A 12,225-nucleotide genomic window follows, 5' to 3' on the forward strand; every position below is an offset into this window, starting at 1 on the left:
ATAGCCGCCCATGTTAACTGAGGTGGGGCTATTTGCCAGTCGTCGGACTTGCAATTACTTCGTACAAACGTGGCATTTTCCGACAAGTGCGCGAATTGATACGGGGGCTGGCCGCAAGCCGGGCGGCCCGTATAATGCCGCCATCGCCATTGGTATGGATTAACGGATTGCATATGACTCAACAGCGCCCTATTGCGGTCCTGGGAGGCGGAAGTTTTGGCACCGCCGTGGCTAACCTGCTGGCCGAGAACGGCCACGCCGTGCGTCAGTGGATGCGCGACCCCGAGCAGGCTGAAGCCATTCGCGTGCACCGGGAAAACCCCCGTTACCTTAAAGGCATCAAGATTCATCCAGCTGTCGAACCGGTTACCGACCTGCTGGAAACGCTCACTGCGTGCGACCTGTGCTTCGTCGCGCTGCCCTCCAGTGCGTTGCGCTCAGTGCTGGCGCCGCACGCCGAGCGCCTGGCAGGCAAGTTGCTGGTCAGCCTGACCAAAGGCATTGAGGCCCAGACCTTCAAACTGATGAGTGAAATCCTCACCGAGATTGCCCCACTGGCGCGCATTGGCGTGCTGTCCGGCCCGAACCTGGCGCGGGAGGTGGCCGAACACGCCTTGACCGCCACGGTGGTCGCCAGTGAAGACGACGCCTTGTGTGAGCAGGTACAGGCCGTGCTGCATGGCCGCACCTTCCGGGTCTACGCCAGCGCCGATCGCTTTGGTGTCGAGTTGGGCGGGGCGCTGAAAAACGTCTACGCGATCATTGCCGGCATGGCCGTCGCCTTGGGCATGGGTGAAAACACCAAGAGTATGCTGATCACCCGTGCGCTGGCCGAGATGACCCGCTTTGCGGTGAACCAGGGTGCCAACCCGATGACGTTCCTGGGCCTTGCGGGCGTGGGTGACTTGATCGTCACCTGCTCATCGCCCAAAAGCCGCAACTATCAGGTAGGTTTTGCCCTGGGCCAAGGGCTGAGCCTGGAAGACGCTGTGACGCGTCTGGGTGAAGTGGCCGAAGGGGTCAACACCCTCAAGGTATTGAAGGCCAAGGCCCAGGAAGTGGGGGTGTATATGCCGCTGGTCGCCGGTTTGCACGCGATCCTGTTCGAAGGGCTCACCTTGGAGCAGGTCATCGAGTTGCTGATGCGGGCCGAGCCCAAGACCGATGTCGACTTTATTTCTACCAGTGGTTTCAACTGAGGAACGCGCCATGAACGATCCGAAAGCAGCCCCCAAATATGAGTCGATTGCCTTGCGCATTCTGTGGATGCTGGCGTTTGCGCTGGTGTGGCAGGTGGCGCAATTGCTGCTCGGCGCGTTGGTGGTGGTGCAATTGATTTACCGGCTTGTCTACGGTGCGCCGAACCTGGGCCTGATGAATTTTGGCGATAGCCTCAGCCAGTTCCTGGCGCAGATCGGCCGCTTCGGTAGCTTCCACACCGACCAAAAGCCTTGGCCGTTTGCCGATTGGCCAGCCCCGCGTGCACCCGAAGGCGAAGCCGCCCACAGCGTGCCGCCAGCACCGCACCCGGTGCGTGATGAAGAGCCAAAGCTATGAAGTTGTGGGTTTTGCGCCACGGGGAGGCCCAGGTGCACGCCCGCACGGACGCTGAACGCAATCTTACCGAGCATGGCCGTGCCGAAGTATTGCTCAGCGCTGCGCACCTGATCGGGCAGCCTCTCAGTGCCATCATCGCCAGCCCTTATGTGCGGGCGCAGCAGACGGCTCAATTGGTGCGCGGAGTTTTGGGGTTCGAGCCGGATGTGCGCACGGTGCCGTGGCTGACGCCTGATGGTGATGTTCAGCAGGTGCTGAGGGAGCTTGATACTGATGACAACGTGTTGCTGGTCAGCCATCAGCCTTTGGTGGGCAGTTTGATCAGCTTTTTGCAGCATGGGCATCAGCGCCAGCCACAGCCGATGTATACGGCCAGCCTGGCGGAGCTTGAGGGGGATTTTCCGCTGGCGGGTTTGATGAGTCTGGTGGGGGTGAAGAATCCCGAGGCATAAGGGGCGAGGCTGGGCCTGTGGCGAGGGAGCTTGCTCCCGTGACGACCTGTAAGTCGCCGAATCGATATCTGATGTGCTGGGGTCCAAATGTGGGAGGGGGCTTGCCCCCGATGGCGGCCTGAGGGCCGGCCAGGATGTTGGATCAAATCGAGTACATATCCGTTATTTAGGTAAAGGCCACTTAGGGGTCCGCCCTGACGGCGGGTCACTTTGGAAAAGAGCCTGTACGGACCGGACACATGGTTGAGCCCCAAAGTAACCAAAAGGCTCTTGCCCCACCACTCGGCACCTCGCTTAGGCTCGGTGTGCCCGTAATCCGCCATGGATTTGGGGGGCCGCCGCCACGCGCCATCCATGGCGCGGGGCGGCTAAACCGGCATCCCTGCCGGTTTACCCCCCAAATCCCTGTCGAATTCCGGCCAGCGTGGTTTGACGGGGCGCCTGAGATCAAAAGCAGATCAAGAGCAAGAGCGGCTCGCTTCGCATCGTGGTTACGGTTGGCTGTTCTGTGTTCCCTGAGAAATGGTTGGCTTTGTGTGTGCTATACAGTCAGCCAAGCAAGTGCTTGGTTGGCTGTATCTCGGATCACAAAGGAGCGCGTGCCATGCCTGTCGCTTTTCGTTTGCCGTTGCAGGTCTTCTTCGAGCGTGAAGCGCGGCACCCGCGTAAGGTTTTTCTGGTGCAGCCCATTGACGGTGGCGAGGTGCAGACCCTCACCTGGGGCGATGTCGGCCACCAGGCCCGGTGCGCTGCCCACTGGTTGCGTGCACGTGACTTGCCCCAAGGTTCGCACATCGCCCTGATCTCGAAAAACTGCGCACACTGGATCATCGCCGATCTGGCGATCTGGATGGCCGGGCACGTTTCGGTGCCGCTTTATCCCAACCTCACCGCTGACTCTGTCGCCCATGTGCTGACCCATTCCGAGGCGGCGTTGGCGTTGATCGGCAAGCTCGATGACTGGCCGGCAATGGCGACGGGTGTGCCAGCGGGTGTGCCAACCATTAGCCTGCCGCTGTGCCCGGCGGGGACGTTCGATTTCAGCTGGGCGGACCTGCAAGCCTGCTCACCGATCCAGGACCACCCCGAACCCCTTGGCTCGACACTGGCCACCATCGTCTACACCTCCGGGACGACCGGTTTGCCGAAGGGTGTGATGCAAACGTTCGGGGCACTGGGCTTCGCTGCCACCCGCGGCACCGAGTTGTTCGGCCTGGGGGAGGGCGATCGGTTGCTGTCCTACCTGCCGCTGTGCCACGTCGCCGAACGCATGTTTGTGGAAATGGCGGCGATCTACACCGGGCAAACCGTATTTTTTGCGCAAAACCTGGATACCTTCCTGCAAGATTTGCGCAGGGCACGGCCGACGGCCTTGTTTGGCGTGCCACGTATCTGGACCAGGTTCCAGTTGGGTGTCTACGCCAAGATCCCGGAAAAACGCCTCGACACCCTGTTACGCCTGCCTTTTATCGGCAAGCGCGTCGGTCATAAAGTGCTCGCGGGACTGGGGCTGGATGCACTGCGTATTGCCCTGTCCGGTGCGGCACCCGTGCCCGAGGCGTTGCTGGGTTGGTATCAGCGCCTTGGCCTGGACGTGCTGGAGGTGTACGGCATGAGCGAAAACTGCGGCTATTCCCATGTATGCCGCCCCGGTGCACAGATGCTGGGTTGGATTGGCCTGCCCTGCCCAGGCGTAGAAGTGCGCATCGACCCATCAGGCGAAGTGCAGGTACGCAGCGGCGCGACCATGCTGGGCTACTTCAAGGACCCGCAAAAAACCGCTGAGACCCTTACCGAAGATGGCTTCCTGCGTACCGGCGACAAGGGTGAGCAGGACGCAGACGGCCGTCTGCGCTTGACCGGGCGCCTCAAGGAGATTTTCAAGACCAGCAAAGGCAAATACGTGGCCCCGGCGCCGATTGAAAATCGCCTGGCCGAACATGCACGCATCGAACAGGTGTGTGTAGTCGGCGAGGGGCTTGGCGCACCGATCGGGCTATGCGTGTTGTCGGCACAGGGCCAAGCCCGCCAAACGCTTGAAACCCACCTTGACCACTGGCTGGCACAGGTCAACGCCGGGCTGGATAAACATGAGCGCTTGCGCCAATTGGTGGTGGTGAAAGACAACTGGGCGGTGGAAAACGGCTTTCTCACGCCGACCTTGAAGATCAAGCGCAACGTGATCGAGTCGACGTACGGGCCACATTTGCACACTTGGAGCGAGCGCGCTGAAACCGTTCTGTGGCAGGATTAGGATCGTAATAAAACCAACAAGGACAACCCTATGAGCCTGTGGCGCACCCAACCGAATATCGAACAACTCAACGCGATCCAGAAAAACACCATCGGTGAGTTGCTCGATATTCGTTTCGAAAGCTTCGACGAGCACTCCCTCACTGCCAGCATGGTGGTCGATCACCGCACCCATCAGCCCTACGGCCTGCTGCATGGTGGCGCCTCGGTGGTGTTGGCCGAGAGCGTCGGCTCCATGGCTGCTTACCTGTGCATCGACGCCAGCAAGTTTTATTGCGTGGGCCTTGAGGTCAATGCCAACCACCTGCGTGGCGTGCGCAGCGGGCGGGTGACGGCGGTGGCCAAGGCCATTCATATCGGGCGCACTACACAGGTATGGGATATCCGCCTGAGCAGCGATGATGGCAAGGCCAGTTGCGTCTCGCGCCTGACCATGGCCGTGGTGCCGCTGGGCGAAAACCCGCCGGCACGATAGGCGTGGCGTGAGTGTCATCATTCCTGGCAGTTACAGTCATTGCTGTAGGCGGCCGGTATGGTGACAATCAACCTCTGTTTTTATCGATGGAACCTGTATGTCGCAGCACGTGTTTTTTACCCACGCCAATGGCTTCCCTTCGGCCACCTACGGCAAGCTGTTTGCCGCGCTGGCCCCGGAATATACGGTGGCGCATCTGCCCCAGCACGGTCACGACCCCAGGTTCCCGGTGGATGATAACTGGCAGAACCTGGTGGACGAGTTGATTCACCACCTTGAGCAACAGCCGGAACCCGTGTGGGGCGTCGGCCATTCCCTCGGTGGCGTGCTGCATTTGTACGCGGCCATGCGTTGCCCGCAGTTGTACCGTGGCGTGGTGATGTTGGATTCGCCGGTGCTCACCCGTGCCGACCGCTGGGTGATCCGCGCCGCCAAGCGCTTTGGTTTTATCGATCGACTGACACCGGCCGGACGTACCCTTGGCCGGCGTGAAGAATTCACCGACCTGGACACCGCACGCAGCTACTTCGCCGGCAAAACCCTGTTTCGTGGCTTCGACCCCGAATGCTTTGACGCGTATTTGCAGCATGGCTTGCAGCAAGTCGGCGACCGCCTGCGCCTGCGCTTCGACCCGGCCACCGAAATCAGCATCTACCGCGGCGTGCCGCACACCAGCCCGGGCCAGGTACGCCAGCTGAAAGTGCCACTGGCCGTGGTGCGTGGTCGCCAGAGCCGAGTGGTCATGCGTCACCATGCCAGCGGCGTCGGCCGCTTGCCCATGGGCGAAATGCTCACTATGCCAGGCGGTCATATGTTCCCCCTCGAACGCCCCCAGGACACGGCTGCCTTGATCAAGAACCTGTTCGCCCGCTGGCAAGCCCGCGAGCGCAGTTGCGCATGAGTACACCGGTCGAAGAGGTTCGCCTGAGCCTGGGGCATATCGAATTGGCCGCGCACCTGTTCGGGCCCGAGGATGGCCTGCCAGTGATTGCCCTGCATGGCTGGCTGGACAACGCCAACAGTTTTGCGCGCCTGGCGCCGAAGCTGCACGGGATGCGCATCATCGCTCTGGATATGGCTGGGCACGGGCATTCGGCTCATCGCCCGGCAGGCGCCGGTTACGCCTTGTGGGATTATGTCTACGACGTGCTGCAGGTGGCCGAACAACTGGGGTTGAAACGTTTTGCATTACTTGGCCACTCCCTGGGCGCCATCGTCTCGCTGGTGTTGGCCGGGGCGCTGCCGGAGCGAGTGACGCACCTGGGTTTGATCGACGGTGTGATCCCGCCGACCGCCAGCGGCGAGAATGCAGCCGAGCGTCTGGGCATGGCCTTGCAGGCGCAACTGAACCTGCAAGAAAAGCGCAAGCCAGTCTACAACACCCTCGAAAAAGCGGTTGAAGCGCGAATGAAGGGCGTGGTGGCGGTCAGTCGTGAAGCGGCGCAACTGCTGGCCCAGCGCGGTTTGATGCCGGTACCGGACGGTTACACCTGGCGCAGCGACAGTCGCCTGACCCTGGCATCGCCGATGCGTCTGACCGATGAACAGGCCATGGCTTTTGTGCGTCGCGTCAGTTGCCCGGCGCAGTTGGTGGTGGCGGCTGACGGCATGTTGGCGAAACATGCTGAATTGCTTTCTCAGCTACCCTTCAGCGTTACTACGCTGCCAGGTGGCCATCATTTGCACCTGAATGATGAGTCCGGCGCCGCTCTTGTTGCAGACTGTTTCAATCGGTTCTTCTCCACGCCTTGACTTGGCGGGGTCAACTGCCGAGGCTGGGCGGATTGAAAGGGAGTCAACCATGAACACACTCAACATCGCTGTGACCTCCATTGGCCAGGGCCTATCGATCCGATGAGCCTGGGTAAAGGATGTATCCGTGCCCTTGGCCTTTGCTGTTTCAGCCCCCTGGTGTTTGCCGCCGATGTGCCAGGCAGCCAGGATTTACCTGCCGTGTCCCGCCAGGTTGACGCGCAAATTGTCGACTATCGCCCCGCTGAAGAGAAGGAACGCATCTACCCCATGGGCGCGATTCGCAAGATCAGCGGCCAATTGCGTTATGAAGGCCAGGCCACTGCGCGCGGCCAAGCCACTGCAATCACCTATGAACTGCCTGCGGAGCACAGCTCCAGCGCCGCCTTTACTGCAACGCGTGAAGCTTTGCAGGCCAAGGGCGCGCAGCTGTTGTTCTGGTGCCAGGCCCGCGATTGCGGCGAGAGCAGCCTGTGGGCCAATGAAGTGTTCGGCAACGCCAAGCTGGTGGGGGCCGACGGCCAGCAGGAATACCTGCTACTGCGCCTGGCCGCCCCGCAGAACAACTCGCTGGTCGCGCTGTACGGCATTACTCGCGGCAACCGACGCGCTTACCTGCATGTGGAGCAACTCGATGCCAGCGCGCCCTTGGGCGATCTGCTACCCACCTCGGCCACCCTGCTGCGAGAGCTCAAAAGCACGGGCGAGCTGGATCTCCCTGCATTGGCCGCCGAGCCTGATGACACCTGGCTGACCTTGATTTCCCGTGGGTTGAACCTTGATACCACCTTGCGCGTGAGCCTGACCGGCCCGAAAGCCGAGGCCTGGCGCCAGGCCCTGGTCGACAAGGGCGTACGCGCCGCACGCCTGGAAACCGGCAGCGGTGACGCTAAGGGTTTGCACCTGCATCTGATACGCTGACCGTTACAAGGCGAACGGACCCGTGCCGTTCGCCTAAGCTCTCTTCCTACAGCCTTATTCTCGAGATACCCGATGCTCAATAACGATCGCCTGCTGGTGCAAATCCTGCTGCTGGTGCTGTTTGGCGCCAGCTTCTGGGTCATGGCGCCGTTCTGGTCGGCGCTGTTCTGGGGCGCGGTGCTGGCGTTTGCCAGTTGGCCGCTGATGCGTTTGCTCACTCGCTGGCTGGGCGGGCGGGAGTCTCTGGCTGCCGGCATCCTGACCCTGGGCTGGATGCTGCTGGTGGCGGTGCCGCTGGTGTGGCTGGGGTTCAACCTGGCCGACCATGTGCGCGATGCGGTGGCGCTGATCAAAGACATTCAGGTCGACGGCTTGCCCGAGGCGCCGACCTGGTTGGGCTCGATCCCGTTCGTCGGCGAGCGCCTGGTGGCGATGTGGGACAGCATTGACCAACAAGGCGCGGCGCTGATGGTCAGCATCAAGCCGTACCTCGGCCAGGTCGGCAACTGGTTGCTGGCACGCAGTGCGCAAATTGGCGGCGGTATTCTTGAGCTGACCCTGAGCCTGGTCTTCGTGTTCTTTTTCTACCGTGATGGGCCGCGCCTGGCGATGTTTGTGCACCGTCTGCTGGAACGGCTGATCGGTGAACGTGCCGGCTATTACATCGAGCTGGTGGCCGGTACGGTGCAGCGGGTGGTCAATGGTGTGATCGGCACTGCGGCGGCCCAGGCCTTGCTGGCGCTGATCGGCTTCCTGATCGCCGGCGTGCCGGGTGCGCTGGTGCTGGGTATCGTCACTTTCCTGCTCAGCCTGATCCCCATGGGCCCGCCGCTGGTGTGGATTCCGGCCACGGCCTGGCTGGCGTGGAAGGGTGACTACACCTATGCGGTGTTCCTGGGGGTATGGGGTACGTTTGTGATCAGCGGTGTGGACAACGTGCTCAAGCCGTATCTGATCAGTCGTGGCGGTAACCTGCCGTTGGTGATTGTGCTGCTGGGGGTGTTTGGGGGGTTGATCGCCTTTGGCTTTATCGGGCTGTTTATCGGGCCGACGCTGCTGGCGGTGGCGTACAGCCTGTTGACGGACTGGAGCGCTACCCAGGCGCAAGTGCGTCGTGACGACAAGCCGTGTAATTGAGGGGGCTAGGCATCAGGATGTGATGCGACGCTGCACCTGTGGGAGGGGGCTTGCTCCCGATGGCGGCCTCAGGGCCGGCCAGGATGTTGGATCCGACTGAGTACATATCCGTTATTTGGGTAACGGCTGATATTGGTTCCGCTTTTACAGCGGGTCACTTTTGAAAAGCGCAAAAGTAACCCAAACGCTCTTGCCCCACCACTCGGCACCTCGCCTAGGCTCGGTGTGCCCGTAATCCGCCATGGATTTGGGGGGCCGCCGCCACGCGCCATCCATGGCGCGGGGCGGCTAAACCGGCATCCCTGCCGGTTTACCCCCCAAATCCATGTCGGATTCCGGCCAGCGTGGTTTAACGGGGCGCCTGAGATCAAAAGCAGATCAAGAGCGGCTCGCTTCGCATCGTGGTTACCGTGGGGGCGGCAAGCTGCACAGTTGTATAGAAGGGAGAAGCCTCAGCCCCTCGGCAACCACATCACCGCAGTCAACCCACCCCCCGGCGTGTCCTCCAGGCTCAAGTGCCCGCCAAGCCGCTCGACGGCCTCTCTGGCAATGGTCATCCCCAAACCGACCCCTCCGGAATTGCGGTTGCGCGATCCCTCCAGCCGAAAGAACGGTTCGAACACCGCCTCGCGTTTATCGGCGGCGATTCCCGGGCCGTTATCGATCACTCTGATCACCAGTGCGCCACGGCTGTCGGCCAGTTCTACCCGGGCCATGCCGGCATAGCGCAGCGCGTTGTCGATCAGGTTGTTGAGGCATGAGCGCAGGGCCATGGGCTGCACTTGCAAGGGCGCGCAGGTGCCTGAAAATTGCACGTCGCAGCCCTGGTCCTGGGCGTTCTCGCTGAGGGACTCCACCAGCGCCTGCACGTCGAGCCAATGCCGCGTCTCGCTGGTGCGTTGTTCGTGCAGGTAGCTCAGGGTGGCGTCGAGCATATCGATCATGTCGTTCAGGTCCTGACGCATCTGGCCTTGCAGCTTGGTGTCTTCGATCTGTTCCAGGCGCAGTTTGAGGCGTGATAACGGGGTGCGCAGGTCGTGAGAGACCGCACCGAGCATACGTGCCCGCTGGCTGACTTGTTCGCGGATGCGCTTTTGCATCAGGTTGAAGGTCGAGGCCGCTTGCCTTGCCTCGCGCGGGCCGGATTCCACCAGCGGCGGGCTGTCGAGGTCGACGCTCAAGCGCTCGGCTGCGGCACTCAGGCGCTGGATCGGCCGGCTCAGCAGCTTGGCGCCGTACCAGGCTGCAATGATCAACGAGATGAATTGAAACGTCAGCGGTACCAGCGGGCCACCAAACCAAGGGCGAGGTTCCTTGCGCAGCGGTTTGAGGGTGCCATCCGGTTGTTCGACGAACGCCTGGGGAGGCGGAGGCGGTGGCCGGCCGTAGTGGTGAAACCAGAAGAGCGCCAGCACGTGGGCCAGCACAATGGCCACCAGCAATAGGCCGAACAGTCGCCCGAACAGCGTATTGAAGGTGGCGCGCATCAACCGATATCCCGGGCGTCGAACAGGTAGCCTTCGCCGCGTACGGTCTTGATCAACTGCGGGGCCTTGGGGTCATCCCCCAGTTTCTGGCGCAGGCGTGATACCAGCAAGTCGATGCTGCGATCAAAGGCTTCGATGGAGCGACCACGGGCCGCATCCAGCAGTTGCTCGCGGCTCAATACGCGGCGCGGGCGTTCGATGAACACCCACAGCAAGCGAAACTCTGCGTTGGACAGCGGCACCACCAGGCCGTCATCGGCCACCAACTGGCGCAGTACGCTGTTGAGGCGCCAGGTGTCGAAGCGGATGTTGGCCCGTTGCTCGGTGCGGTCATCGCGCACCCGGCGCAGGATGGTCTGGATACGGGCCACCAGCTCCCGGGGTTCGAATGGTTTGGACATATAGTCATCAGCGCCCAGTTCCAGGCCGATGATGCGGTCGGTGGGTTCGCAGCGGGCCGTGAGCATCAGGATCGGAATGTCCGACTCGGCACGCAGCCAGCGGCACAGCGACAACCCGTCCTCGCCCGGCAGCATCAGGTCCAGTACTACCACATCGAAGGTTTCGGCTTGCATGGCTTGGCGCATGGCGGTGCCGTCGGTGACGCCCGAGGCCAGGATATTGAAGCGCGCCAGGTAGTCGATCAGCAGTTCGCGGATCGGCACGTCGTCGTCGACGATCAGCGCTCGGGTGGTCCAGCGCTTGTCTTCGGCGATCGTCGTGCCTTTAGGCTCTTCGTTTACGGGGACGGAAGGGGTCTGCATAGTGCGATCATCTGCCTGAGTAGTGCTGTCAGCATAGGCGCCCAGCGCCGTGGCTGGAAATGCTGGGCGTGCGATAGTGTGCGAGGCTAGCCGGGCGGCGTGTTGAGGGCGTGTCGTGAATGTATCGACTTTGAAACAAGTGCTCGAAATCGCGTGTATCGGGCACTTGATCAGTATTTACCGATCATCGGATCCCGCAACGGCGCTGCTTGCGCTACAATCCGCGCCGATTTCGACTTGCCTGAGAGCCCATTCCAATGTCCGTCTGCCAGACTCCTATCATCGTCGCCCTGGATTACCCCACTCGTGACGCCGCACTGAAGCTGGCTGACCAGTTGGACCCCACGCTATGCCGGGTCAAGGTCGGCAAGGAACTGTTCACCAGTTGCGCGGCGGAAATCGTCGGCACCCTGCGGGACAAAGGCTTCGAAGTGTTCCTGGACCTGAAATTCCATGACATCCCCAACACCACGGCAATGGCCGTGAAGGCTGCCGCCGAAATGGGCGTGTGGATGGTCAATGTGCACTGTTCCGGCGGCTTGCGCATGATGAGCGCGTGCCGCGAAGTGCTGGAACAGCGCAGCGGCCCCAAGCCGCTGCTGATCGGCGTGACCGTGCTGACCAGCATGGAGCGCGAAGACCTGGCCGGTATTGGCCTGGATATCGAGCCTCAGACGCAGGTATTGCGCCTGGCGGCTCTGGCGCAGAAAGCCGGCCTCGATGGCTTGGTATGCTCGGCCCTGGAAGCCCAGGCCCTGAAGAACGCCCACCCGTCGTTGCAACTGGTGACGCCGGGTATTCGCCCGGCGGGCAGCGCGCAGGATGACCAGCGCCGTATCCTGACCCCGCGCCAGGCCCTGGATGCCGGTTCGGACTATCTGGTGATCGGCCGTCCGATCAGCCAGGCGGCGGATCCGGCCAAAGCACTGGCCGCGGTGGTTGCCGAAATCGCCTGATACTCAGGGGAACACGGTAAAAAATGTGTGAGGGGGCTTGCCCCCGTTAGCCATGGGTATCTATACAACTTCTGTACGCCGCCGGACCCTGTGGGAGGGGGCTTGCTCCCGATGGCGGCCTTGGGGCCGACCAGGATCTTGGATCAGACCGAGTACATATCTGTTATTTAGGTAACGGCCACTGTTGGTTCCGCTTTTACAGCGGGTCACTTTGGAAAAGAGCCCCAAAGTAACCAAAGGGCTCTTGCCCCACCACTCGGCACCTCGCCTGGGCTCGGTGTGCCCGTAATCCGCCATGGATTTGGGGGGCCGCCGCCACGCGCCATCCATGGCGCGGGGCGGCTAAACCGGCATCCCTGCCGGTTTACCCCCCAAATCCCTGTCGAATTCCGGCCAGCGTGGTTTAACGGGGCGCCTAAGATCAAAAGCAGAGCAAGAGCAAGCAGCGAGTCAGCATGGTCATCGTGGGCA

The 12,225-nt window shown here is 61.8% G+C and carries 12 protein-coding genes; 10 read left to right on the forward strand and 2 right to left on the reverse strand.

Annotated features, from left to right (window positions below):
- The first annotated feature begins 173 nt into the window (after positions 1 to 173).
- The 9 genes from J1G33_RS16510 (at position 174) to J1G33_RS16550 (ending at position 8,547) form a co-directional block, all read left to right on the forward strand.
- Positions 174 to 1,199: an NAD(P)H-dependent glycerol-3-phosphate dehydrogenase gene (locus tag J1G33_RS16510; RefSeq protein ID WP_223018415.1), complete on the forward strand. Its 1,026-nt coding sequence runs from the start codon at positions 174 to 176 to the stop codon at positions 1,197 to 1,199.
- Between the two features lie 10 nt (positions 1,200 to 1,209).
- Positions 1,210 to 1,557: a DUF4389 domain-containing protein gene (locus tag J1G33_RS16515; protein ID WP_032877083.1), complete on the forward strand. Its 348-nt coding sequence runs from the start codon at positions 1,210 to 1,212 to the stop codon at positions 1,555 to 1,557.
- Positions 1,554 to 2,009: a phosphohistidine phosphatase SixA gene (sixA, locus tag J1G33_RS16520; RefSeq protein WP_032877082.1), complete on the forward strand. Its 456-nt coding sequence runs from the start codon at positions 1,554 to 1,556 to the stop codon at positions 2,007 to 2,009. Before J1G33_RS16515 ends, sixA begins: the two co-directional genes overlap by 4 nt.
- A 604-nt stretch (positions 2,010 to 2,613) precedes the next feature.
- Positions 2,614 to 4,263, forward strand: a complete 1,650-nt coding sequence (locus J1G33_RS16525) for an AMP-binding protein (RefSeq protein ID WP_223018416.1) — start codon at positions 2,614 to 2,616, stop codon at positions 4,261 to 4,263.
- Positions 4,264 to 4,293: 30 nt separating this feature from the next.
- Complete coding sequence (locus J1G33_RS16530; RefSeq protein WP_078820736.1) at positions 4,294 to 4,737, forward strand: hotdog fold thioesterase; 444 nt, start codon at positions 4,294 to 4,296, stop codon at positions 4,735 to 4,737.
- A gap of 97 nt (positions 4,738 to 4,834) precedes the next feature.
- Positions 4,835 to 5,638, forward strand: coding sequence for an alpha/beta hydrolase (locus J1G33_RS16535; protein WP_032877079.1), 804 nt, complete (start codon positions 4,835 to 4,837; stop codon positions 5,636 to 5,638).
- On the forward strand, positions 5,635 to 6,489 hold the full coding sequence (locus J1G33_RS16540) for an alpha/beta fold hydrolase (RefSeq protein ID WP_223018417.1): 855 nt from the start codon (positions 5,635 to 5,637) through the stop codon (positions 6,487 to 6,489). The genes J1G33_RS16535 and J1G33_RS16540 overlap by 4 nt, the downstream gene beginning before the upstream one ends.
- Before the next feature lie 102 nt (positions 6,490 to 6,591).
- On the forward strand, positions 6,592 to 7,410 hold the full coding sequence (locus tag J1G33_RS16545) for a DUF4892 domain-containing protein (protein WP_148852271.1): 819 nt from the start codon (positions 6,592 to 6,594) through the stop codon (positions 7,408 to 7,410).
- A 72-nt stretch (positions 7,411 to 7,482) separates the two neighbouring features.
- The gene (locus tag J1G33_RS16550) at positions 7,483 to 8,547 is read left to right on the forward strand and encodes an AI-2E family transporter (RefSeq protein ID WP_005786630.1); all 1,065 of its coding nucleotides are present in this window, start codon (positions 7,483 to 7,485) and stop codon (positions 8,545 to 8,547) included.
- A gap of 452 nt (positions 8,548 to 8,999) precedes the next feature.
- On the opposite strand, the gene J1G33_RS16555 is transcribed toward J1G33_RS16550, so the two are convergent.
- Both J1G33_RS16555 and J1G33_RS16560 read right to left on the reverse strand, forming a co-directional pair.
- Positions 9,000 to 10,034, reverse strand: coding sequence for an ATP-binding protein (locus tag J1G33_RS16555; protein ID WP_005786632.1), 1,035 nt, complete (start codon positions 10,032 to 10,034; stop codon positions 9,000 to 9,002).
- A complete protein-coding gene (locus J1G33_RS16560; RefSeq protein ID WP_032877075.1) occupies positions 10,034 to 10,798 on the reverse strand; it encodes a response regulator in 765 nt (254 codons plus the stop codon). The genes J1G33_RS16555 and J1G33_RS16560 overlap by 1 nt, the downstream gene beginning before the upstream one ends.
- 257 nt (positions 10,799 to 11,055) lie before the next feature.
- Here J1G33_RS16560 and pyrF point away from each other — a divergent pair, with 257 nt between their 5' ends.
- Complete coding sequence (pyrF, locus tag J1G33_RS16565; protein WP_005786636.1) at positions 11,056 to 11,754, forward strand: orotidine-5'-phosphate decarboxylase; 699 nt, start codon at positions 11,056 to 11,058, stop codon at positions 11,752 to 11,754.
- Positions 11,755 to 12,225 lie beyond the last annotated feature (471 nt).

The sequence above is a fragment of the Pseudomonas sp. P867 genome (genome assembly GCF_019891455.1).
Taxonomy (GTDB): domain Bacteria; phylum Pseudomonadota; class Gammaproteobacteria; order Pseudomonadales; family Pseudomonadaceae; genus Aquipseudomonas; species Aquipseudomonas synxantha_A.